The organism is Leclercia sp. M50 (genome assembly GCF_037150775.1).
GTDB lineage: Bacteria > Pseudomonadota > Gammaproteobacteria > Enterobacterales > Enterobacteriaceae > Enterobacter.
The window spans coordinates 1-24259 of record NZ_JBBCPK010000025.1; the positions used below are offsets into that span (position 1 = coordinate 1).

Here is a 24259-nt window from a genome sequence, read left to right on the forward strand (position 1 = left end):
CGCTTTTCTCTGCCGGGTATTCATCGCTGAACCCCGCTGACCCGGCGGCTTGCGTGCCGTTGTTCCGTGTCAGTGGAGGCGCATTATAGGGAGTTCTCCGGCGCTGACAAGCGTAAAATTAAAAAAAACTACCAACCGTGTTTTTTTTCGCCAAAAGCCTCATTTTTTAGCCAGAAACGGTGCTAATTGCTGTTTTCGTCACCACAACCCGCCTGCAGGTGGCATACTTACTGGCATCAAGATTTAAGGAATATGCTTTATGCCTTTAAGCGCGCAACAGCTGGCGGCACAAAAAAACCTTTCCTATGTGCTGGCTGAAAAACTGGCACAGCGGATCCTGGCAGGTGTTTACATGCCTGGCAGCATCCTGCCGGGCGAACTGGAACTGGGGGAACAGTTTGGCGTGAGCCGAACGGCCGTTCGTGAAGCTGTGAAAACGTTAACCGCGAAAGGGATGGTGCTGCCCCGTCCGCGCATCGGTACGCGCGTGATGCCTCAGGGCAACTGGAACTTCCTCGATCAGGAGCTGCTCTCCTGGTGGATGACGGAAGATAACTTCCAGCAGGTTATTGATCACTTCCTTGTTATGCGCAGTAGCCTGGAGCCGCAGGCCTGCTTGCTGGCCGCAACGATCGGAACGGCAGAGCAAAAGGCCCGGCTAAACACCCTGATGGATGAGATGGTTCATCTGAAGAAAAACTTTAACCGGGAACGCTGGATAGATGTGGATATGGCCTGGCACGAGCATATCTATGAGATGAGCGGTAATCCGTTCCTGACCTCTTTTGCCTCGCTCTTTCACTCTGTCTATCACACCTACTTTACCTCTATTACCCAGGATGAAGTGGTTAAGCTGGATTTACATCAGGCCATTGTCGATGCCATTCAGGACAGTGACGGGCCACGCGCCATGGCAGCCAGCCAGGCGCTGCTTGCCCCACCAGCACGGTAGCCATAACAACAGGAACTCGAATGACAGTAAAAAAAGCACGCAGTATGGCGGGCCTGCCGTGGATAGCGGCAATGGCCTTCTTTATGCAGGCCCTGGATGCGACCATCCTTAATACTGCCCTTCCCGCAATAGCCCAAAGCCTGAACCGTTCTCCGCTGGCCATGCAGTCAGCCATCATCAGTTATACCCTGACCGTTGCGATGCTGATCCCGGTGAGCGGCTGGCTGGCCGATCGCTTCGGCACCCGCCGTATCTTTATGCTGGCGGTAACGTTGTTTACGCTGGGCTCGCTGGCCTGCGCACTCTCCAGTTCTCTGGGAGAGCTGGTTGTCTTCCGGGTAATCCAGGGGATAGGCGGCGCGATGATGATGCCGGTTGCGCGCCTGGCCCTGTTACGGGCCTATCCACGCAGCGAACTGTTGCCGGTGCTTAACTTTGTCACTATGCCGGGCCTGGTCGGGCCGATCCTCGGACCGGTACTGGGTGGCGTGCTGGTCACCTGGGCCAGCTGGCACTGGATATTCCTCATTAATATTCCGATTGGGATCGCCGGGCTTTTCTATGCCCGCAAATTTATGCCGAACTTCACCACCCCACGGCGTAAATTTGATATGGGCGGGTTTTTCCTGTTTGGCCTGAGCCTGGTGCTGTTTTCAAGCGGTATGGAGCTGTTCGGTGAGAAAGTGGTGGCGACCTGGCTGGCTATCTCCATCATTTTCGGCGGCATCGTTCTCTTCCTTCTTTATATCCGTCACGCGCGCCGTCATCCGACGCCGCTTATTTCGCTGTCGCTGTTTAATACTCGAACTTTCTCGGTGGGTATTGCCGGCAACATTGCCTCACGGTTGGGTACCGGTTGTGTTCCTTTCCTTATGCCGCTGATGCTACAGGTCGGGTTTGGTTACCCGGCACTGATTGCGGGCTGCATGATGGCGCCTACGGCGGTGGGCTCGATCCTCGCCAAATCCGGCGTGACGCAATTGCTGCGCCGGCTGGGCTACCGCAGGACGCTGGTTGGCGTGACGATATTTATCGGTGTGATGATTGCACAGTTCTCACTGCAGTCGGCGGCGTTGCCGGTATGGCTGTTGATCCTGCCGCTGTTTGTGCTGGGGATGGCGATGTCCATCCAGTTCACGTCGATGAACACCATTACCCTTGCCGATCTCAACGACGAGAATGCCAGCGGCGGTAACAGCGTGCTGGCGGTGACGCAACAGCTGTCGATCAGTCTGGGGGTGGCGGTAAGTGCGGCAGTACTGCGTTTTTATGAAGGATTCGACAGCACAAATACTGTCGAACAGTTTCACTTCACCTTTATCACCATGGGCGTGCTGACGGTGATCTCGGCGCTGGTCTTTATGCTGCTAAAACCGAAGGATGGTCGTAATCTTATTAAAGATCGGCACAAACCTAAACAGACCCCCGTTCCATCAGAACAGGAGTAAGCTGCAGCCGCTGTTGTTGCAGAGCGGGCTGGGCGATACGGTGGATCAGGACATCAACCGCCAGCTCGCCCAGTTCATCTTTTGGCTGATGGATGGTGGTGAGCGGCGGCGTCATATACTGCGCCAGTTCGATATCGTCATACCCCACCACGGCGATATCGTCCGGGATACGCAGTCCCGCCTGATAAAGCGCCTTGTAAGCCCCTACCGCCATCGCATCATTACCAATAAAGACCGCCTGCGGGCGCTCCTTCTGGGCCAGTAGAGCCTGCATCGCCTCAAACCCGCCGCTAAATTCAAAGTCACCGGTGATTTGATAGCCCTCAGGCACCGGCAAACCGGCACGCGCCATCGCCACCAGGAACCCTTCCAGCCGCAGGCGGGCGGGGGTTTTATCCAGCGGACCGGTAATACAGGCGATGCGGGTGTGGCCTTTATCAATCAGATGCTGCGTCGCCATGTCCCCGCCCAGCAACGAGTTATCCTGGATGAGATCGCTGGTACCGTCGAACGGCGCCCAGTCCATCATCACCGTGGGAACGGAGGGGTAGCGCTGCATAATCTCCGGGGAGGGTTGGTGCGTTTCGGTGCACAGCAATAGCAACCCGTCGACGCGCTTTTGCATCAGCGTCTCCAGATTGCGGTTCATGCGCTGTTCGTCGCCTTCGGTATTGCATAACACCAGGCTGTAGCCACGCTCAAAACAGCTGCGCTCAACGCCGCGCACCAGTTCAGAATAAAAGGGGTTGGTACTGGCCGTAATGAGCATGCCAATGGTGCGCGTCTGGTTGAGTTTCAGACTGCGCGCCAGGGCGGAAGGCGCATAATTGAGGGATTTAACGGCAGCCTCGACCTTCTCCCGAATAGCGTCGCTGACGAAGCGATCGTTATTGATGACGTGGGAGACCGTCGAAGTAGAGACGCCCGCCATACGGGCGACATCTTTCATTGTGGCCAAGCGTTACCTCTGCTGACTTAAAAATTCATCGATCTCATTACGCCATGGTACAGAAGGCTGTGCACCTGGACGGGTCACCGCAATGGCCGCCGCCGCATGGGCAAAGCGGATTGCGTCATCCAGGTGTTCGCCTTCCAGCAGCGCCGTCACCAGCGCACCATTAAAGGTGTCGCCCGCAGCGATGGTATCGACAGCTTTCACCTTAAAGCCAGGAATGCGACGCCCTTCTCCCTCAACGCTGGCCCATACGCCGCGGCTGCCAAGAGTAATGATGACCGTGTGGATGCCTTTGTCGTGCAGGGCTTTCGCCGCGCGCGCCGCATCCTCATCGTTTTCAACGCGAATGCCCGTCAGCTTTTCGGCCTCGGTTTCATTCGGGGTAATAATGTCCACCAGCGCCAGAAGCTCGTCTGATAATACACGGGCTGGCGCGGGATTTAGTACGACAGTGGTATGATTTTCATGAGCAATTTTCGCTGCCGCCAGCACGCTTTCTACCGGGGATTCCAGCTGCATCAGCAGGGCGTCGGCACTGGCGATAAGCGCATGTTGCGCCGCCACTCGCTCAGGTATCAGCGCCGCGTTTGCCCCCGCATGAATACCGATGACATTCTCACCTTCTCCGTTGACAAAAATCAGCGCCACGCCGGTTGATTCACCGTCCACCACGCTCACTGGCGCAATATCGATGTTGTCGCTTTCCAGCTGCTGGCGAACGCGCTCCCCGGTATCGTCATCGCCGGTACAGGCGATAAAGGCGATGTTCGCCCCGCTACGTCCGGCAGCGACCGCCTGGTTCGCGCCCTTGCCGCCAAAGGCGACCTGGTAGCGATGACCCGTTACGGTTTCGCCCGGTGTCGGGAAAGCGTCAAGGTTAAGAATGTGATCGGCATTAATACTGCCAAGGACGACGAGCTTACCTGCGGTTTTCATAGTTGAAGTGTCCATCAGAGAGTGCCACCGGGATGCCCCGGTGGCGTATGCCACTCTTTTCTTTATATGTTGTCCCTCAGGCAGCCTGCGACTGCCTGAATCGCATATTACTGCTTGATGACCAGTTTCAGGTCAACAGGGTATTTGGCCTGAACTTTCTCGCCCTTCAGCACTTTGTCAGCAGTCTGCACGCCAGTGGCGCCGATCTGCTCTGGCAGCTGAGCGATGGTCGCAGCCAGTTTGCCATCGTTTACCGCTTTTTCACCATCAGGCGTGCCGTCAAATCCAACCACCATCACATCAGATTTACCCGCAGTCTGCAGCGCACGCAGCGCGCCCAGCGCCATTTCATCGTTCTGTGCGAATACCGCTTTAACGTCCGGGTGCGCGGTCAGCAGGTTCTGCATGACGTTCAGGCCCTTAGTACGGTCGAAGTCTGCCGGCTGGCTGGCCAGTACGTTGAATTTGTGGGCAGCAACCGCCTGCTGGAAGCCTTCGCCACGCTCACGCGCTGCGGAAGTCCCGGCGATACCCTGCAGTTCGATAACCTTGGCGCCCTCGCCTGCTTTTTTGGCGATGTAGTCACCGGCGATTTTGCCGCCCAGCACGTTATCAGAGGCAATGTGGCTGACCACTTCGCCTTTAGATGCCTGACGGTCCAGGGTGATCACCGGGATGTTAGCCTGGTTTGCCATCTTCACGGCGTTACCTACCGCATCGGAATCGGTCGGGTTGATCAGCAGAATTTTGGTGCCGCGAACGGTTAAGTCCTGCACGTTAGCCAGCTCTTTTGCCGGGTTGTTCTGGGAGTCGAGGATCACCAGGTTGTAGCCCAGTTTGTCGGCCTCTTTCTGCGCGCCATCCTTCAGGGAGACGAAGAACGGGTTGTTCAGGGTAGAAACCACCAGCGCGATGGTATCTTTCGCCATGGCGTTTGCACTCACGGTTGCGCTCAGCGCGACAGCAGAAACCAGGGTAGCCAGTTTTTTCATGTTCATATCAAAGATGTCCTGTAGTGTCGTCAGTTACTGTTTTTTGTTGTCTACCAGTACCGCCAGCAAAATCACTACCGCTTTGACGATCATCTGGTAATAGGAAGAAACACCTAACAAATTCAATCCATTATTCAGGAAGCCGAGGATCAGCGCACCGATCAGCGTACCGACGATGCGGCCTTTCCCCCCGGCCAGGCTGGTGCCGCCCAGCACGACCGCGGCGATGGCATCCAGCTCATAGCCCGTACCGGCGGTCGGTTGCGCAGACGAGAGACGCGCCACTTCGATAATCCCCGCCAGCGAAGCCAGCAGGCCGCTCAGGGAGTAGACGATAACTTTGACTTTATTGACGCTGATACCGGACAGACGCGTCGCCGCTTCGTTCCCCCCCAGGGCATAGATATAGCGGCCCAGGCGGGTGTGATGCAACATGTACCACGCCGCGAGGAAGACTAACCCCATGATCCAGACCGGCGTCGGGATACCCAGCGGGCGGCCAATACCGAACCAGCCAAACAGATCGGCGTTGTCGGTAAAGCCGGTGTTAACCGGGCTGCCGTTGGTGTAAACCATGGTCACACCGCGCAGCAACAGCATCATCACCAGGGTAGCAATAAACGCCTGAACACGACCTTTCGCCACAATAACACCGGTAACAGCCCCAATAGCCGCACCCAGCGCCAGCGCCGCTGCAACGGCCACCAGCGCGTTGACTTCAATCCCTACAATTGAAGCAGCAACCGCGCCGGTGAGCGCCAGCAGGGAACCGACGGACAGATCGATACCCGAGGTCAGAATCACCAGCGTCATGCCCACCGCCATAATGGCGTTCACGGACGTCTGCTGGAGAATGTTGAACAGGTTATTAACGGTAAAAAAGTTCGGGCTCATGGTAGAGACAATCGCGATCAGCACCAGCAGGGCAATCAGCGATTTTTGTTCCATCAACCATGCCTTCGTGAAATAACGGCGTCCAGAAACAGCCTGGGTAGTCATCTTCTTACTCCTGATCCACGCGATTAAGCTTGCCCACAGCGGCAGCCATCAGAATTTCCTGGGTGGCCTGGTCGCGACTGAATTCACCGCCGAGATGCCCTTCATGCATGACGATAATGCGATCGCTCATGCCTAATACCTCTGGCATCTCGGAAGAGACCAGAATGATGCTTAGCCCGTCAGCCTTAAACTGGTTAATGAGCTGGTAAATCTCTTTTTTGGCGCCAACGTCCACGCCGCGCGTCGGTTCATCAAGAATCAGCACCTTCGGACGGGTCATCAGACCGCGGGCAATCGCCACTTTCTGCTGATTCCCGCCGGAGAGCAGCCCGATAGCCTGTTCCATCGACGGGGTTTTAACATTAAAGAGGCGGATAAAATCGCTGACTGCCTGCTGCTCGTCTTTATGCTTCAGACCACCGCCGCTGCGGCTGAAGTAGCCTAGCGCGGTTAAGGACATGTTCTCTTTCACCGACATGCCCAGTACCAGGCCATCGCGCTTACGGTCTTCGGAGATATAGACGATACCGTTCGCCAGGCCATCCTGCGGAGAACGGGTGACAACTTCATGACCATCAAGGGTGACATAGCCGCTGGTGCGCGGGTTGGCGCCATACAGCACCTTCATCAGCTCGGTACGCCCGGCGCCCATCAGCCCGGCCACGCCGAGGATCTCCCCCTGACGCAGGGTAAAGCTGACATCATGCACCCCAGGGCCGCACAGATTATCGACCTTCAGGCGGATTTCGCCCGGGGCCTTATCGATGCGCGGATACTGGTCTTCCAGCTTACGTCCCACCATCATCTCAATCAGCGTATCTTCGGTGAGGGTCACCACTTCACGCTCGGCAATAAACTGCCCGTCGCGGAAGACGGTGACGTCATCGCAAATCTCGAAGATCTCTTTCATGCGGTGGGAGATATAGACAATGCCGCGCCCCTGCGCTTTCAGCTCGCGGATCACGCGGAACAGGGAGTCGGTTTCGGTATCGGTGAGGGCGTCGGTGGGTTCATCCATCACGATAACCCGGGATTCGAAGCTCAGGACCTTGGCGATTTCGACCATCTGCTGATCGCCGATAGAGAGTTCGCCCACCAGACGATCGCTCTTAAAGCGCAGATTCAGCTTCGCCAGCAGTTTGTCGGCTTCGGCATACATCTGTTTCCAGTCGATTTTGCCAAAGCGGTTAACAAACTCACGCCCCAGGAAGATGTTCTCCGCGATGGAGAGCTGCGGGATGAGGTTGAGCTCCTGGTGGATGATGCCGATCCCGGCTTCCTGAGAGGATTTCGGGCCGTTGAAGGTGGTCTCTTTTCCCAGCCACAGCAGCGAACCGGCATCGCGTTGATAGATCCCGGTCAGCACTTTCATCATGGTGGATTTGCCAGCGCCGTTTTCGCCCACCAGCGCCATCACGCGCCCGGCGTAAACATTCAGCGCGGCCCCGGAGAGGGCTTTGACGCCCGGGAACGATTTATCGATCCCTTTCAGTTGCAGGAGTGCGTCCATGATGGCCTCAAAAGGTGACGCCAGCACAGAGAATGATATTCGCATACGGGGAACACTCCCCGCTGCGAATCACCGCCTGGCTGTCAGCGGTATTTTTCTTGAGCTGCTCGTGCGTTATGTAACTTATTTTTATGGTGTTTCCCTGGTGTTGTTGCAGTTGCTTGATATGGCCAAGCAACGTTTCGTGGAGCTGCGGATTATGTTGTTTGATTTCCGTTGCGAGAATGGCTTCCTCAACCTGCATCTCGGTTGTCACCACATCCAGCACCTGCATAAACGTGGGCACGCCCTGCGTTAATGCCAGATCAATACGCGTTGTGCTGTGGGGAATGGGTAAACCCGCATCACAAACTACCAGCGTATCGGTATGCCCGAGACGGGAGATGACAGATGAGACTTCAGAGTTGAGTACAGTGCCTTTCTTCATTTTCTTGCTCCACTAGCGAAACGTTTCGCTGACATCAGTTTTATCTTACCGATGCGCAGAAAACCACCATGACGTAACAGATTTGTGATCGTTGTCGAAACGTTTCGCTAAGTGAAATGGGGAGATAAATATGGCGGTCAGGCAGGGGTTTTGTAGGCCGGGTAAGCGAAGCGCCACCCGGCATTTTCAGGAGGGATTAAATCTCGACTTGCGTCCCCAGCTCAATCACGCGGTTAGGCGGGATCTCGAACTGGTCAGGCGCGCGCAGGGCGTTACGCTGGAGAATAAGATAGAGCTTCCCACGCAGGCGCAGATACCACGGGCGTTTGCCGATGATCAGCGACTCGTGGGACATAAAGAACGAGGTCTCCATCATCCGGCAGCTTAAACCCTCCAGACCGCAGCGGTGGAACACCTCTTCCACGTTCGGGGTTTCACGCCAGCCGTAGCTGGCCACCACCCGCCAGAAGGTGGGCGACAGCTGCTCTATCTGCACCCGGCGGACGTTATGCACATAGGGCGCATCCTCGGTACGCAGGGTCAACAGGATCACCCGCTCGTGCAGCACTTTGTTGTGCTTGAGGTTGTGCATCAGGGCAAACGGGATCACGTTCAGCGCGCGCGACATATAGACCGCAGTGCCGGGTACGCGCACCGGCGGAGATTTCTCCAGCGAGGCAATCATCGCCTCCAGAGAATTACCGTGTTCATGCATCCGGCGCAGCAGGCGGAAACGCTCGCTCTTCCAGGTGGTCATCACAATGAACATCACCAGACCCAGCGTCAGCGGCAGCCAGCCGCCGGAGACAATCTTGTCGAGGTTCGCGGAGAACAGCGGCACGTCAATACAGAGGAAGCCGACCAGAATCATCCCCACAAGGAATTTATTCCAGTGCCAGTTCCGGTACGCCACCGTGGTAGAGAGGATCGAGGTCAGCACCATCGTACCGGTAACGGCAATACCGTAGGCCGCCGCCAGGTTACTGGAGTGCTCGAAGCTGACGATAACAATTACCACCGCGACATAAAGCAGCCAGTTAACGAAAGGAATGTAGATCTGGCCCGACTCCATCTCGGAGGTATGGATGATACGCATTGGCGACAGATAGCCCAGACGCACCGCCTGGCGGGTCAGGGAGAAGACGCCGGAAATCACCGCCTGAGAAGCAATCACCGTCGCCAGCGTCGCCAGGATCAGCATCGGCACCAGCGCCCAGTCAGGTGCCAGCAGGAAGAACGGGTTTTTAATCGCTTCCGGATGTTTGAGCAGCAGCGCCCCCTGGCCGAAGTAGTTCAGCACCAGCGACGGCAGCACCACTAAAAACCAGGCCACGCGAATAGGCAACTTACCGAAGTGGCCCATATCGGCATAGAGCGCTTCAACACCGGTAATAGAGAGCACCACCGCGCCCAGCGCGATAAATGACACGGTTTTGTATTCGAGGAAGAAATGCACTGCCCACATCGGATTCAGGGCATGCAGCACTTCCGGGTTAGCAATGATACTGCGTAACCCCAGCGCCGCCAGGATCAGGAACCAGGAGAGCATAATCGGCGCGAAGAGTTTGCCCACCAGCCCGGTACCGTGTTTCTGAATAACAAACAGCAGGGTCAGAACAAGTATGGCCAGCGGGACAACCCACTCATCAAGATGCGGCGCGATAATCTCAAGCCCCTCTATCGCCGACAGCACCGAGATAGCAGGGGTGATCACCACTTCACCATAGAAGAAGCTGCCACCCACCAGGCCAATGATGACCAGGAACGAGGTCATTCTGGCGGACGTATTGCGTCCGGCAAGCGACATCAGGGTCAGGATCCCACCTTCACCGGCGTTATCCGCACGCATCACGAAGGAGAGATATTTAACGGAAACCACCAGGATCAGCAGCCAGAAGATCAGGGATAGAAAACCAAACACAGCGTCGCGTTCAACGCCAAATCCAAACTGACCGGACAAACATTCGCGCAGCGTATAAAGCGGGCTGGTGCCGATATCACCGTAGACAACGCCGATCGCCGCGAGCGTAATTGCGGGTAATGATTGCTTATTATCAGTGCTCATAGACTAGTCTTTTCGTTTAAATAACAAATGTGTGCTTAGTCCCTTGGCCCACAAAAAGCGCACAGTATGCACGATTAATCTTAGAATCGTACCCCTAAATGCCACCTCATTAACGTAGCGCAAAGAAAATAGCACCGTGGTTCAGTCTATTACCAGCCCGGAACGAAACGTCTATACTCGCTTCAATTAGCCGGGGGTACGGCGAAAGGATGCAAAAACAATTATGGCTCACACTCATTTATTAGCAGAAAGAATTTCCCGTCTCAGCGGTGCACTGGAGAAAGGGCTCTATGAACGTAGCCACGCCATTCGCCTCTGTTTACTGGCGGCGTTGAGCGGCGAAAGCGTATTTCTGCTGGGGCCGCCCGGCATCGCAAAAAGCCTGATTGCCCGCAGGCTGAAGTTCGCTTTTCAGCATGCCAGGGCGTTTGAGTACCTGATGACCCGCTTTTCCACGCCGGAAGAGGTCTTCGGTCCGCTCTCCATTCAGGCGTTAAAAGATGAAGGGCGGTACGAACGGTTAACCACCGGCTATCTGCCGGAAGCGGAAATTGTCTTTCTCGATGAGATCTGGAAAGCCGGCCCGGCGATCCTGAATACCCTGCTTACCGCCATTAACGAACGCCGGTTCCGCAACGGCGCGCATGAGGAGAAAATCCCGATGCGCCTGCTGGTGGCAGCATCCAACGAACTGCCCGAAGCCGACAGCAGCCTCGAAGCCCTGTATGACCGTATGCTGATCCGCCTGTGGCTCGATAAGGTGCAGGACAAAGCGAACTTCCGCTCGCTGCTGACCAGCCAGCAGGATGAAAACGATAACCCGGTGCCTGCCGCATTGCAGGTGACGGACGAGGAGTATCAGCAGTGGCAGCAGGACATTGGCAAAATCACCCTGCCTGATGCGGTGTTCGACTTGGTCTTTATGCTGCGCCAGCAGCTTGATGCCCTACCGGGGGCGCCTTACGTCTCCGATCGCCGCTGGAAGAAAGCCATCCGCCTGCTGCAGGCCAGCGCGCTGTTCAGCGGTCGCGATACGGTGGCGCCAATCGATCTGATCCTGCTGAAAGATTGCCTCTGGCACGACGCCAGCGGCATGAATCTGATGCAGCAGCAGCTGGAAATATTGATGACCGGACACGCGTGGGGACAGCAGGAGATGTTGAACCAGCTCGGGGCCATTACCCAGCGCCGCCTTCAGCTTCAGCAGCAGCAGAGCGACAAAACCGCCCTGCGCGTTATCCGTCAGAGCGGCATGTTCGCCCGTCGCCCACACTACGAATTACCGGTAGAACTGAGTGATACCACCCTGACGCTGCTCCTCCAGCAGCCGCTCAAGCTCCACGATATGCAGGTAATTCACATCACCCTCGAGCGGGAAACGCTGGCGCAGTGGCTGACCAAAGGCGGCGAGATCCGCGGCAAACTGAACGGCATTGGTTTCGCCCAGCCGCTCAATATGGAAGTGGACGGCAGCCTGCATCTGGTGATCCGCGACGTCAGTTTGCAGGGATCGCGTCTTGCGCTGCCCGGAACCGCGTCGGAAAGCGTGCCGGAAGAGATCAAACAGCAGCTGGAAGCGCTGGATAATCAGTGGCACCTCCAGCACACGCGCTTCAGCGAGCAGCAAAAATGTCTGTTCATCCACAGCGACTGGCTGGGGCGGATTGAAGCCAGCCTGCAGGATGTGAGCGCGCAGATCAAACAGGCGCGTCAATGCTGACGCTGGATACCCTCAACGTCATGCTTGCCGTCGGCGAGGAGGGCATGATCGAAGAGATCATCCTCACCCTGCTGGCCTCGCCGCAGCTGGCAATCTTTTTCGAAAAATTCCCGCGCCTTAAAACCGCCATCACCGACGATCTTCCGCGCTGGCGGGAAAATCTCCGCAAAAGGCTGAAAGATACCCGCGTCCCGCCGGAACTCACCGAAGAGGTGATGTGCTATCAGCAGAGCCAGTTGCTCTCCACCCCCCAGCTTATCGTCCAGCTGCCGCAGATTTTAACCCTGCTGGACAAGGTTCACTCTCCCTTTGCCGGCCAGGCGCGGCAGCTGGTAGTGGATAACGCCACCTTTACCCCCGCCCTGCATACCCTCTTTTTACAGCGCTGGCGGCTGAGCCTGGTGGTGCAGGCCACCTCCCTGAATCAGCAGTTACTGGAAGAGGAGCGCGAACAGCTGCTCAGCGAAGTACAGGAGCGGATGACCCTGGCCGGGGCGCTGGAGCCGGTACTGGTGGAGAATGAAAATTCCGCCGGTCGCCTCTGGGATATGAGCGCCGGTCAGCTCAAGCGGGGGGATCATCAGCTTATCGTTCGCTACGGCGATTTTCTGGCACAGCAGCCGGAGCTGATGCAACTGGCGGAACAGCTGGGCCGTTCGCGGGAGGCGAAGTCGGTGCCAAAAAAGGATGCCCCGCTGGAAACCTTCCGCACCCTGGTGCGCGAACCGGCGACGGTGCCGGAGCAGGTGGACGGACTGCAGCAGAGCGATGACATTCTGCGCCTGCTGCCGCCAGAGCTGGCGACCCTCGGCATCACAGAACTTGAGTACGAATTTTACCGTCGGCTGGTGGAGAAGCAGCTCCTCACTTACCGTCTGCAAGGCGATGCCTGGCGGGAGAAGGTGAGCCAGCGCCCGGCGGTGCATCAGGATTTCGACGAACAACCCCGCGGGCCGTTTATCGTCTGCGTGGATACGTCCGGTTCGATGGGAGGATTCAACGAGCAGTGCGCCAAAGCCTTCTGTCTGGCTCTGATGCGCGTGGCGCTCGCCGACAGACGACGTTGCTTTATCATGCTGTTTTCCAGCGAGGTGGTGGGCTACGAACTCTCGGGCCAGCACGGTCTGGAGCAGGCGATCCGTTTCTTAAGCCAGCGCTTTCGCGGCGGTACCGATCTCGCCAGCTGTTTTCGCGCCATTATTGAGCGGATGCAGGGCGGCGAGTGGTATGACGCCGACGCGGTGGTGATTTCAGACTTTATTGCCCAGCGGCTGCCGGAAGAGGTGGTGAGTAAGGTGAAGGTACTGCAGCAGGTCCACCAGCATCGTTTTCATGCCGTGGCGATGTCCACACATGGAAAACCCGGCATCATGCGCATCTTCGATCATATCTGGCGCTTTGATACCGGGTTGCGTAGCCGCCTGCTGCGGCGCTGGAAACGCTAATTACAGCAGGGCGTCGACGCTGTCACGAACCTGCTGCGGCCATACGCCACACTGAACCTGGCCGATATGGGAGAGTTGCAGCAGTAACATGGTCAGACGAGACTGGCCGATACCGCCGCCGATGGTCTGCGGCATCTCGCCACGCAGCAGCGCCTGGTGCCACTCCAGCTTAAGGCGATCTTCATCACCGGTAATAGCCAGCTGGCGCTTCAGCGCCTCGGCATCCACGCGGATCCCCATGGAAGAGAGTTCAAACGCATCTTCCAGCACCGGGTTCCAGACCAGAATATCGCCGTTCAGGCCCGCCAGGCCGCTCTCGCCTTCGCTGCTCCAGTCATCATAATCCGGCGCACGTACATCGTGACGCTGACCATGAGACAGTTTGCCGCCGATCCCGATCAGGAATACGGCCCCTAACTCTTTGGCGATCGCACGCTCACGCCCTTTGGCATCCAGATCCGGGAAGCGGCTCAGCAGCTCCTGGCTGTGGACAAAGTGGATCGTCTCCGGCAGGAACGGGGTCAGGCCAAACTCTTTGCTGACCGCAGCCTCGGTGGCTTTGATCCCGGCATAAATGGCTTCTACCGTCGCTTTCAGCGTACCGGTATGACGTTCGCCATCACCCATAACGCGTTCCCAGTCCCACTGGTCAACGTAAACAGAGTGAATCGCGGTAAGACGGTCTTCATCGGGGCGAAGGGCTTTCATGTGCGTGTAAAGCCCTTCGCCCGCGCTGAAGTCGTGTTGTCCCAAGGTTTGACGCTTCCACTTCGCAAGGGAATGGACCACTTCGAACTGGGCGTCTGGCAGTGTTTTCACTTTCACCTGAACCGCTTTTTCGCAACCAGACAGGTTGTCCTGCGTCCCGTCGCCCACGCGGCTTAAGATAGGTGCCTGGACTTCAACCAGGCCCAGCTTCTCTTCCAGCTGGCGGGAAAAGTGGGATTTAACGAAACTGATCTGGCGTTGTTGTGCGATGTAAGCGGTTTTCATTATTTATACTCCTGCGTCCTGTTGGCATTGATTAAGCAACAAAAAAGAGCCTCTTTCAATAATCCAACAATAAAACTCCCGACTCACTTTTAAATCGATAAAATTACCCGCTAAAATAGAGTGATTCATTAATCTTCATAAGAAAAAGCTATGGAAAATTATCAGATCGACAATCTGGACCGCGGCATTCTCGAGGCGCTGATGGCTAACGCACGTACTGCCTACGCAGAACTGGCAAAACAGTTTGGCGTCAGCCCGGGGACCATTCACGTGCGCGTAGAGAAGATGAAACAGGCGGGGATCATTACCGGCGCCCATATTGACGTCAGTCCGAAACAGCTGGGGTATGACGTCTGCTGTTTTATCGGCATCATCCTTAAGAGCGCTAAAGACTACCCTTCAGCGCTGGCAAAACTGAATGCGCTGGATGAAGTGACCGAGGCCTACTACACCACCGGCCACTACAGCATCTTTATTAAGGTGATGTGCCGATCGATCGACGCTTTGCAACAGGTACTTATCAACAAGATCCAAACAATCGATGAAATTCAGTCCACCGAGACGTTGATCTCCCTGCAGAACCCGATCATGCGTACCATCCGCCCGTAACCGGGCAAAATAATTACCACATTTTCCACAGGTAGATCCCAGCTCGTTCACAGCGTACAATGTCCTCCTGTTTATCTGAGCGAGCGATCAATGGCGGACATTACTCTTATTAGCGGCAGCACCCTTGGCGGCGCTGAATATGTCGCGGAACACCTGGCCGAAAAGCTGGAAGACGCGGGCTTTTCTACTGAAACGCTGCATGGACCGTTATTAGAGGATCTCCAGCTCGACGGGATCTGGCTGTTGATCACCTCCACCCACGGTGCGGGGGATCTTCCGGATAACCTTCTTCCTTTATATGAAGAGTTAAAAGAGCAGCAGCCCGACCTGACGAACGTCCGGTTTGGTGCCATTGGTATTGGCAGCCGGGAGTACGATACTTTCTGCGGCGCCGTTGAGAAGGTCGAGACCGAACTGAAGTCCTGCGGGGCACAACAGATCGGTGAAACGCTGAAGATCAACATCCTCGATCATGATATTCCGGAAGATCCAGCCGAACTTTGGCTGGCGGAATGGAAAAATTTACTCAAAACAGATTAAAGATCGTGCGATCAGATGTGGATAACTCTGGTTAAAAGCTTGGATCAACCGGTAGTTATCCAAAGAACAACCCGTGATGACTTTTTGTGCTGTGTATAACATCACGATCTGATCCCAGCTTATACGTCGCAGGATCACCGATCATTCACAGCAAACGATCCTCTCTAAGCACATGATCTTCTTTGGGAGATCCGGCTTATCCACAGAAACCCGCGATCCTAATAAGAGATCACAATAAAACAGATCTCTAAATAAAAAGATCTTCTTTTTAATAGCCAGGATCCCAGTGCTTTCTCGAACGACTAAAGTTGAGTAGAATCCACGGCCCGGGCTTCAATCCATTTTCTTACCGCTTTACGCGAGGCAGACCACCATGTTTTATCAGGATCCTTTTGACGTCATTATCATTGGCGGGGGTCATGCAGGCACCGAGGCCGCAATGGCCGCGGCGCGAATGGGTCAGCAGACCCTGCTTTTGACACACAATATCGACACGCTAGGACAGATGTCCTGTAATCCGGCGATTGGCGGCATTGGGAAAGGACACCTGGTAAAAGAAGTGGATGCACTTGGCGGCCTGATGGCAACCGCGATCGATCATGCGGGTATCCAGTTTAGGATACTAAACGCGAGCAAAGGTCCCGCCGTTCGAGCGACCCGTGCTCAGGCGGACCGCGTGCTCTACCGCCAGGCCGTGCGTACCGCGCTGGAGAATCAGCCGAACCTGATGATCTTCCAGCAGGCGGTTGAGGATCTGATTGTGGAAAACGATCGTGTCGTTGGCGCCGTGACCCAGATGGGTCTGAAGTTCCGTGCCAAAGCCGTCGTGCTGACCGTCGGGACCTTCCTTGACGGCAAAATTCATATCGGACTGGATAACTACAGCGGTGGCCGTGCTGGCGATCCGCCGTCCATTCCCCTTTCACGCCGTCTGCGCGAGCTGCCGCTGCGCGTCAGCCGCCTGAAAACCGGTACGCCACCGCGTATCGACGCCCGCACCATTGATTTCAGCGTGCTGGCCCAACAGCACGGCGATAACCCGATGCCGGTCTTCTCGTTCATGGGTAGCGTGGATCAACATCCGCGCCAGGTGCCGTGCTATGTCACGCACACTAACGAGAAAACCCATGACGTGATCCGCAGTAACCTCGATCGCAGCCCGATGTATGCCGGTGTGATCGAAGGGATCGGCCCGCGCTACTGCCCGTCGATCGAAGACAAGGTGATGCGCTTCGCCGATCGTAACCAGCACCAGATCTTTCTGGAGCCTGAAGGGCTGACCTCCAACGAGATCTACCCGAACGGTATCTCCACCAGCCTGCCTTTCGACGTGCAGATGCAGATCGTCCGTTCCATGCAGGGGATGGAGAATGCGAAGATCGTCCGTCCGGGCTATGCCATTGAGTATGACTTCTTCGATCCACGTGACCTGAAGCCAACCCTGGAGAGCAAATTTATCCAGGGGCTCTTCTTCGCGGGCCAGATCAACGGCACAACCGGTTACGAAGAGGCTGCCGCTCAGGGGCTGCTGGCTGGTCTGAACGCCGCACGCTTCTCGGCCGAAAAAGAGGGCTGGGCGCCGGGTCGTTCTCAGGCTTATCTGGGCGTACTGGTGGACGACCTCTGCACCCTCGGCACCAAAGAGCCGTACCGCATGTTTACCTCCCGCGCGGAATACCGTCTGATGCTGCGTGAAGACAACGCCGACCTGCGCCTGACCGAAATCGGTCGTGAGCTGGGGCTGGTGGATGATGCACGCTGGGCGCGCTTCAACGAGAAGCTGGAGAACATCGAGCGTGAACGTCAGCGCCTCAAATCGACCTGGGTCAACCCAACAGCCGAGTCTGTAGACGAAGTGAATGCTCACCTGTCTGCGCCGCTCTCCCGTGAAGCCAGCGGGGAAGATCTGCTCCGCCGTCCGGAGATGACCTACGACCAGCTAATCCAGATGACGCCGTTTGCGCCGGGTCTGGAGGATGTCCAGGCTGCTGAACAGGTCGAAATCCAGGTGAAATACGAAGGCTATATCGCCCGTCAGCAGGATGAGATCGAGAAACAGCAGCGTAACGAGAGTACGATCCTGCCCGCCACGCTGGATTACCGTCTGGTTAACGGCCTCTCCAACGAGGTGATCGCCAAGCTGAATGACCATAAACCGTCGTCTATCGGCCAGGCATCGCGTATTTCAGGCGTCACGCCTGCAGCCATCTCCATTCTGCTGGTGTGGCTGAAAAAACAGGGTATGCTGCGCCGCAGCGCTTAATTGTAAGAACTGCCCGGTGGCGCTGCGCTTACCGGGCCTACAGAATTCCGTAGGGCGGGCTCGCGTAGCGCCACCCGCCAACACCTATCTCAACAGGTATTCGCCGTGCTCAACAAACTCACTCGTCTGCTGGAACAAGCCGGTATTTCGCTCACCGATCACCAGAAAAATCAGCTGGTGGGGTATGTCGACATGCTGAACAAATGGAACAAGGCCTATAATCTCACCTCGGTTCGCGATCCGAACGAGATGCTGATTCGTCACATCCTCGACAGCATCGTGGTGGCGCCGCATCTCAAAGGAGAGCGTTTTATCGACGTGGGAACGGGGCCGGGTCTGCCAGGTATTCCACTCTCTATCGTTCGTCCCGAGAGCCATTTCACGCTGCTGGACAGCCTGGGCAAGCGCGTACGCTTCCTGCGTCAGGTTCAGCATGAACTGAAGCTGGAAAACATTTATCCGGTGCAGAGTAGGGTAGAGGCGTTCCCCGCCGAGCCGCCATTTGATGGTGTGATCAGCCGGGCCTTTGCCTCGCTCAATGACATGATCGACTGGTGTAAGCATCTGCCTGCGGAAAATGGCCGCTTCTATGCCCTGAAAGGGGTGCTGCCGGAAGACGAAATCGCGCAGATGCCTGAAGGTTTTGAGGTGGAAGAGGCGATTAAATTGCATGTTCCCCAGCTGGAAGGCGAGCGTCATCTGGTGATCGTTAAGCCAAAATATTTTTAAAAATATAATAAAAAATGTGGAATTTGTGCTGTTCTTAGGATGTTAAAAATTACGCGACAGGCTAAGAAATAGACAAGGTTAATTTAACCACTTTTTTACTGGGGATTTTCTTTGGGTTAACCTGGACATGTAGTTAACCCACAAGATAATAAACACCGAAAATATCAGCTTGCTAAAAGTAGGGAAGAGTAATCAGATTGTAATGTTAAATATTTATTAAAAATGTCAATAAAAGGTTTTTGTTGTATACAGGGCTGTTTTGAGAATAGTTGCTGAAATTAATCTTTAATATCATAAAGATGAAATATAACGTTTTACCGCTTTAATTTATTCGACCTTATCGTAAATGTGTATTTTGTGATCTCGTGCACGCTTTATCGTCAACGTTTCCGCGTTGTTTGCAGTTTTGACGCGCCATTCATAGTTTGACGAAAAGTTAAGAAATAGCGCCGGGGAAAAATATTTAAACATTTATTCACCTTTTCGCTACTTATTGTTTGAAATCACGGGGACGCACCGTATAATTTGTCCGCTTTTTGCTGCTTGACTCTGAGCCTTAAAGAACGTTTTATACGACACGCGACATACCTCGAAGTGAGCAGGAGTAAAAACGTGATATCAGTGTCGCTCTTGAGTCGAAACGTTGCTCGTAAGCTTCTGTTCATTCAGTTTCTGGCGGTGATGGCAAGTGGATTGCTGTTCTGCCTCAAAGACCCCTTCTGGGGCATCTCTGCGGTAAGCGGAGGTTTGGCAGTTGTTGTGCCAAACATGTTGTTTATGATTTTTGCCTGGCGTCATCAGGCGCATACACCTGCCAAAGGCCGCATGGCCTGGTCCTTCGCCCTCGGCGAAGTGTGTAAGGTGTTGCTGACCTTTGCCCTCCTGGTGGTGGCGCTGGCGGTTTTTAAAGTGGTATTTTTGCCGCTGATAGTGACGTGGGTTTTGGTGCTGGTGGTACAAATTCTGGCGCCAGCTGTAATCAATAACAAAGGGTAAAAGGCATCATGGCTTCAGAAAATATGACGCCGCAGGATTACATAAGTCACCATCTGAACAACCTTCAGTTGGACTTACGTACATTCTCGCTGGTGGATCCGCATAACCCCCCAGCCACCTTCTGGACGATTAATATCGACTCCATGTTCTTCTCGGTGGTACTGGGTCTGTTGTTCCTGGCCATTTTCCGCGGCGTTGCGAAACGTGCGACCAGCGGCGTTCCAGGGAAATTCCAGACGTTTATCGAAATGATCATTGGCTTTGTCCACGGTAGCGTCAAAGACATGTACCACGGTAAGAGCAAGGTAATTGCACCGCTGGCGCTGACCGTCTTTGTCTGGGTCTTCCTGATGAACCTGATGGACCTGCTGCCGATCGACCTGCTGCCGTTTATCGGCGAGCATATCTTCGGTCTGCCTGCGCTGCGTGTGGTGCCGTCTGCTGACGTGAACATCACCCTGTCTATGGCGCTGGGCGTATTCATCCTGATTCTTTTCTACAGCATCAAAATGAAAGGTGTAGGCGGCTTCGTGAAAGAGCTTACCCTGCAGCCGTTCAACCACTGGGCGTTTATTCCGATCAACCTGATTCTGGAAGGCGTTAGCCTGCTGTCCAAACCGATTTCCCTCGGTCTGCGACTGTTCGGCAACATGTATGCGGGTGAGCTGATTTTCATTCTGATCGCGGGTCTTCTGCCGTGGTGGTCACAGTGGGTTCTGAATGTGCCGTGGGCCATTTTCCACATCCTGATCATTACGCTGCAAGCCTTTATCTTCATGGTTCTGACGATCGTCTATCTGTCGATGGCGTCTGAAGAGCACTGATTCTTTACCAACACTACTACGTTTTAACTGAAACAAACTGGAGACTGTCATGGAAAACCTGAATATGGATCTGCTGTACATGGCTGCCGCTGTGATGATGGGTCTGGCGGCTATCGGTGCTGCGATCGGTATCGGCATCCTCGGGGGTAAATTCCTGGAAGGCGCAGCGCGTCAGCCAGATCTGATTCCTCTGCTGCGTACTCAGTTCTTTATCGTTATGGGTCTGGTGGATGCTATCCCGATGATCGCTGTAGGTCTGGGTCTGTACGTGATGTTTGCTGTCGCGTAGTAAGTCGTTTAAACCCTAAGCCACAGTTGTAAATTTAAAGAGGTATTGTGCTGTGAACATGAACGCAACAATCCTCGGCCAGGCCATCGCGTTTGTTATCTTTGTCTGGTTCTGCATGAAGTATGTATGGCCGCCTTTAATGGCTGCCATCGAAAAACGTCAGAAAGAAATTTCTGACGGCCTGGCTTCTGCAGAACGCGCTAAGAAAGATTTGGACCTTGCACAGGCCAACGCGACCGACCAGCTGAAAAAAGCGAAAGCGGAAGCCCAGGTAATCATCGAGCAGGCGAACAAACGTCGTTCTCAGATCCTGGACGAAGCGAAAGCTGAAGCAGAACAGGAACGTACTAAAATCGTGACACAAGCGCAGGCAGAAATTGATGCCGAGCGTAAACGTGCTCGCGAAGAGCTGCGTAAGCAGGTCGCGATTCTGGCTGTTGCTGGCGCCGAGAAGATCATCGAACGTTCCGTGGATGAAGCTGCTAACAGCGACATCGTGGACAAACTTGTCGCTGAACTGTAAGGAGGGAGGGGCTGATGTCTGAATTTGTTACGGTAGCTCGCCCCTACGCCAAAGCAGCTTTTGACTTTGCTATCGAACACCAAAATGTCGATCGCTGGCAGAACATGCTGGCGTTTGCCGCTGAGGTAACGAAAAACGAACATATGGCTGAGATGCTTTCTGGCGCCCTGGCGCCTGAAACCCTCGCCGATTCGTTCATCGCCATTTGCGGTGAGCAGCTGGACGCCAACGGCCAGAACCTGATTCGGGTAATGGCAGAAAATGGTCGTCTGAAAGCGCTCCCGGATGTTCTCGAGCAGTTTGAGCACTTGCGTGCCCTCAGTGAAGCCACTGTTGAAGTTCACGTAACTTCTGCGACTGAACTGAGTAACGAACAGCTTGCGAAAATCACCGCCGCGATGGAAAAACGTCTGTCACGCAAAGTGAAGCTGAATTGCAATATCGATAAGTCTGTAATGGCAGGCGTAATCATCCGTGCGGGTGATATGGTCATTGATGGCAGCGTACGCGGCCGTCTTGAGCGCCTTGCAGACGTCTTGCAGTCTTAAGGGGACTGGAGCATGCAACTGAATTCCACCGAAATCAGCGAACTGATCAAGCAGCGCATTGCTCAGTTCAGTGTTGTGAGTGAAGCTCACAACGAAGGTACTATTGTTTCTGTAAGCGACGGTGTTATCCGCATCCACGGCCTGGCCGATTGTATGCAGGGTGAAATGATCTCCCTGCCGGGTAACCGTTACGCTATCGCACTGAACCTGGAGCGCGACTCCGTAGGTGCAGTTGTGATGGGTCCTTACGCTGACCTCGCCGAAGGCATGAAGGTTAAGTGTACTGGCCGTATTCTTGAAGTTCCAGTTGGCCGCGGCCTGCTGGGTCGCGTGGTGAACACCCTGGGTGCGCCAATCGACGGTAAAGGTCCGGTTGAGCACGATGGCTTCTCCCCAATCGAAGTTATCGCACCGGGCGTAATCGATCGTCAGTCCGTCGACCAGCCGGTGCAGACCGGTTATAAATCCGTTGACGCCATGATCCCAATCGGCCGTGGCCAGCGTGAGCTGATCATCGGTGACCGTCAGACCGGTAAAACCGCGATGGCAATCGATGCGATCATCAACCAGCGCGATTCCGGCATCAAATGTGTGTACGTAGCTATCGGCCAGAAAGCGTCCACCATCTCTAACGTGGTGCGTAAACTGGAAGAGCACGGCGCGCTGTCCAACACCATCGTTGTTGTGGCGACCGCTTCTGAATCTGCTGCACTGCAATACCTGGCACCGTATGCCGGTTGCGCAATGGGCGAATACTTCCGTGACCGCGGTGAAGATGCACTGATCGTATACGATGACCTGTCTAAACAGGCTGTTGCTTACCGTCAGGTTTCCCTGCTGCTCCGTCGTCCACCTGGACGTGAAGCATTCCCGGGCGACGTATTCTATCTGCACTCCCGTCTGCTGGAGCGTGCATCCCGCGTTAACGCGGAATACGTTGAGAACTTCACCAAAGGTGAAGTGAAGGGTAAAACGGGCTCTCTGACCGCTCTGCCGATCATTGAAACCCAGGCGGGTGACGTTTCTGCGTTCGTTCCGACCAACGTAATCTCCATTACCGATGGTCAGATCTTCCTGGAAACCAACCTGTTTAACTCCGGTATTCGTCCGGCGGTTAACCCGGGTATCTCCGTATCCCGTGTGGGTGGTGCAGCGCAGACCAAGATCATCAAGAAACTGTCCGGTGGTATCCGTACCGCACTGGCACAGTATCGTGAACTGGCAGCGTTCTCCCAGTTTGCATCCGATCTTGACGATGCAACCCGTAAACAGCTTGACCACGGTCAGAAAGTGACCGAGCTGCTGAAACAGAAACAGTATGCCCCTATGTCAGTCGCACAGCAGGGCCTGGTACTGTTCGCAGCAGAACGTGGTTATCTGGGGGATGTAGAACTGGCGAAAATCGGTAGCTTTGAAGCCGCACTGCTGGCTTACGCTGACCGTGACCATGCTCCACTGATGCAAGAGATCAACCAGTCCGGTGGCTATAACGACGAAATCGAAGGCAAGCTGAAGAGCCTGCTCGATTCCTTCAAAGCAACCCAGTCCTGGTAACGTCTGGCGGTCTGTCTTAGGACAGACCGCAAGGCATTGAGGAGAAGCTCATGGCCGGCGCAAAAGAGATACGTAGTAAGATCGCAAGCGTCCAGAACACGCAAAAGATCACTAAAGCGATGGAGATGGTCGCCGCTTCCAAAATGCGTAAATCGCAGGAACGTATGGCGGCCAGCCGTCCTTATGCAGATACCATGCGCAAAGTGATTGGTCACCTTGCGAGCGGTAATCTGGAATATAAGCACCCTTACCTGGAAGAACGCGACGTTAAGCGCGTGGGCTACCTGGTGGTGTCTACCGACCGTGGTTTGTGCGGCGGCTTGAACATTAACCTGTTCAAAAAGCTGCTGGCGGATATGAAAGCATGGTCCGATAAAGGCGTTCAAAGCGATATCGCGATGATCGGCTCTAAGGGCGTCTCTTTCTTTAATTCCGTAGGCGGCAATATCGTCGCCCAGGTGACCGGTATGGGTGATAACCCGTCCCTGTCCGAACTGATCGGTCCGGTTAAAGTGATGTTGCAGGCCTATGATGAAGGCCGTCTGGACAGGCTGTACGTTGTAAACAACAAATTTATTAACACCATGTCCCAGGTTCCGACCCTCACTCAGCTGCTGCCGTTACCGGCATCAGAAGATGAAGAGTTACAGCATAAAGCCTGGGATTACCTGTATGAACCGGATCCAAAACCGCTGCTGGATACCTTGCTGCGTCGTTATGTTGAATCTCAGGTTTATCAGGGCGTGGTAGAAAACCTGGCTAGCGAGCAGGCCGCACGTATGGTGGCGATGAAAGCCGCTACCGATAATGGTGGCAGCCTGATCAAAGAGCTGCAGTTGGTATACAACAAAGCTCGTCAGGCCAGCATTACTCAGGAACTCACCGAGATCGTCTCGGGGGCCGCCGCGGTTTAACCAGGTTTACGAATTACGTAGAGGATTC

The 24259-nt window shown here is 55.0% G+C and carries 23 protein-coding genes; 15 read left to right on the forward strand and 8 right to left on the reverse strand.

Annotated elements, in window-relative coordinates; all coding sequences use genetic code 11:
• The first annotated feature begins 259 nt into the window (after positions 1-259).
• Both WFM46_RS08305 and mdtD read left to right on the forward strand, forming a co-directional pair.
• Positions 260-952, forward strand: coding sequence for a FadR/GntR family transcriptional regulator (locus tag WFM46_RS08305; RefSeq protein WP_103791332.1), 693 nt, complete (start codon positions 260-262; stop codon positions 950-952).
• A gap of 20 nt (positions 953-972) precedes the next feature.
• Positions 973-2400 carry a multidrug transporter subunit MdtD gene (gene mdtD, locus WFM46_RS08310; protein WP_336997432.1) on the forward strand — a complete coding sequence of 476 codons (1428 nt, stop codon included), beginning with the start codon at positions 973-975 and terminating at the stop codon, positions 2398-2400.
• Here mdtD and rbsR read toward each other — a convergent pair.
• The 7 genes from rbsR to kup all read right to left on the reverse strand — a co-directional run bounded on the left by rbsR (position 2366) and on the right by kup (position 10284).
• Positions 2366-3358 carry a ribose operon transcriptional repressor RbsR gene (gene rbsR, locus WFM46_RS08315; RefSeq protein ID WP_103177593.1) on the reverse strand — a complete coding sequence of 331 codons (993 nt, stop codon included), beginning with the start codon at positions 3356-3358 and terminating at the stop codon, positions 2366-2368. The two genes, mdtD and rbsR, sit on opposite strands and share 35 nt — an antisense overlap.
• 3 nt (positions 3359-3361) lie before the next feature.
• The gene (rbsK, locus tag WFM46_RS08320; RefSeq protein ID WP_180210266.1) at positions 3362-4291 is read right to left on the reverse strand and encodes a ribokinase; all 930 of its coding nucleotides are present in this window, start codon (positions 4289-4291) and stop codon (positions 3362-3364) included.
• A 107-nt stretch (positions 4292-4398) separates the two neighbouring features.
• Positions 4399-5289 (reverse strand): ribose ABC transporter substrate-binding protein RbsB, encoded by an 891-nt coding sequence (gene rbsB, locus WFM46_RS08325; RefSeq protein ID WP_032615470.1) that lies wholly within the window; start codon positions 5287-5289, stop codon positions 4399-4401.
• A gap of 27 nt (positions 5290-5316) precedes the next feature.
• Positions 5317-6282 carry a ribose ABC transporter permease gene (rbsC, locus tag WFM46_RS08330; protein ID WP_103177595.1) on the reverse strand — a complete coding sequence of 322 codons (966 nt, stop codon included), beginning with the start codon at positions 6280-6282 and terminating at the stop codon, positions 5317-5319.
• Positions 6283-6286: 4 nt separating this feature from the next.
• Positions 6287-7792 carry a ribose ABC transporter ATP-binding protein RbsA gene (gene rbsA / locus WFM46_RS08335; RefSeq protein ID WP_336997441.1) on the reverse strand — a complete coding sequence of 502 codons (1506 nt, stop codon included), beginning with the start codon at positions 7790-7792 and terminating at the stop codon, positions 6287-6289.
• 7 nt (positions 7793-7799) lie between these two features.
• Positions 7800-8219 carry a D-ribose pyranase gene (gene rbsD / locus WFM46_RS08340; protein WP_336997433.1) on the reverse strand — a complete coding sequence of 140 codons (420 nt, stop codon included), beginning with the start codon at positions 8217-8219 and terminating at the stop codon, positions 7800-7802.
• Between the two features lie 196 nt (positions 8220-8415).
• Complete coding sequence (gene kup / locus WFM46_RS08345) at positions 8416-10284, reverse strand: low affinity potassium transporter Kup (protein ID WP_103177598.1); 1869 nt, start codon at positions 10282-10284, stop codon at positions 8416-8418.
• Between the two features lie 223 nt (positions 10285-10507).
• On the opposite strand from kup, the gene ravA reads away from it, so the two are divergent.
• Together ravA and viaA are read left to right on the forward strand one after the other, a co-directional pair.
• A complete protein-coding gene (gene ravA / locus WFM46_RS08350; RefSeq protein ID WP_336997434.1) occupies positions 10508-12004 on the forward strand; it encodes an ATPase RavA in 1497 nt (498 codons plus the stop codon).
• On the forward strand, positions 11998-13449 hold the full coding sequence (gene viaA / locus WFM46_RS08355) for an ATPase RavA stimulator ViaA (RefSeq protein ID WP_103824227.1): 1452 nt from the start codon (positions 11998-12000) through the stop codon (positions 13447-13449). The genes ravA and viaA overlap by 7 nt, the downstream gene beginning before the upstream one ends.
• On the opposite strand, the gene asnA is transcribed toward viaA, so the two are convergent.
• Positions 13450-14442 (reverse strand): aspartate--ammonia ligase, encoded by a 993-nt coding sequence (asnA, locus tag WFM46_RS08360; RefSeq protein ID WP_103177601.1) that lies wholly within the window; start codon positions 14440-14442, stop codon positions 13450-13452.
• Between the two features lie 150 nt (positions 14443-14592).
• Between asnA and asnC the strand changes: the two genes are divergently transcribed.
• From asnC to atpG, 11 genes are all read left to right on the forward strand, one after another.
• The gene (gene asnC, locus WFM46_RS08365) at positions 14593-15051 is read left to right on the forward strand and encodes a transcriptional regulator AsnC (protein WP_032615488.1); all 459 of its coding nucleotides are present in this window, start codon (positions 14593-14595) and stop codon (positions 15049-15051) included.
• 90 nt (positions 15052-15141) lie between these two features.
• Positions 15142-15591: an FMN-binding protein MioC gene (gene mioC / locus WFM46_RS08370; RefSeq protein ID WP_103177602.1), complete on the forward strand. Its 450-nt coding sequence runs from the start codon at positions 15142-15144 to the stop codon at positions 15589-15591.
• A gap of 373 nt (positions 15592-15964) precedes the next feature.
• Positions 15965-17854, forward strand: a complete 1890-nt coding sequence (mnmG, locus tag WFM46_RS08375; protein WP_103177603.1) for a tRNA uridine-5-carboxymethylaminomethyl(34) synthesis enzyme MnmG — start codon at positions 15965-15967, stop codon at positions 17852-17854.
• Between the two features lie 105 nt (positions 17855-17959).
• Complete coding sequence (gene rsmG / locus WFM46_RS08380) at positions 17960-18583, forward strand: 16S rRNA (guanine(527)-N(7))-methyltransferase RsmG (RefSeq protein WP_103177604.1); 624 nt, start codon at positions 17960-17962, stop codon at positions 18581-18583.
• Between the two features lie 615 nt (positions 18584-19198).
• Positions 19199-19579: a F0F1 ATP synthase subunit I gene (atpI, locus tag WFM46_RS08385; RefSeq protein ID WP_103181004.1), complete on the forward strand. Its 381-nt coding sequence runs from the start codon at positions 19199-19201 to the stop codon at positions 19577-19579.
• 8 nt (positions 19580-19587) lie between these two features.
• Positions 19588-20403: a F0F1 ATP synthase subunit A gene (gene atpB, locus WFM46_RS08390; protein ID WP_180210263.1), complete on the forward strand. Its 816-nt coding sequence runs from the start codon at positions 19588-19590 to the stop codon at positions 20401-20403.
• Positions 20404-20452: 49 nt separating this feature from the next.
• On the forward strand, positions 20453-20692 hold the full coding sequence (gene atpE, locus WFM46_RS08395; RefSeq protein ID WP_000429386.1) for a F0F1 ATP synthase subunit C: 240 nt from the start codon (positions 20453-20455) through the stop codon (positions 20690-20692).
• Positions 20693-20744: 52 nt separating this feature from the next.
• Positions 20745-21215 carry a F0F1 ATP synthase subunit B gene (gene atpF, locus WFM46_RS08400; protein WP_032615498.1) on the forward strand — a complete coding sequence of 157 codons (471 nt, stop codon included), beginning with the start codon at positions 20745-20747 and terminating at the stop codon, positions 21213-21215.
• A gap of 14 nt (positions 21216-21229) precedes the next feature.
• A complete protein-coding gene (atpH, locus tag WFM46_RS08405; RefSeq protein WP_103177606.1) occupies positions 21230-21763 on the forward strand; it encodes a F0F1 ATP synthase subunit delta in 534 nt (177 codons plus the stop codon).
• 12 nt (positions 21764-21775) lie between these two features.
• A complete protein-coding gene (gene atpA, locus WFM46_RS08410; protein ID WP_103177607.1) occupies positions 21776-23317 on the forward strand; it encodes a F0F1 ATP synthase subunit alpha in 1542 nt (513 codons plus the stop codon).
• 50 nt (positions 23318-23367) lie between these two features.
• Complete coding sequence (gene atpG / locus WFM46_RS08415; protein ID WP_103177608.1) at positions 23368-24231, forward strand: F0F1 ATP synthase subunit gamma; 864 nt, start codon at positions 23368-23370, stop codon at positions 24229-24231.
• Positions 24232-24259: the final 28 nt, after the last annotated feature.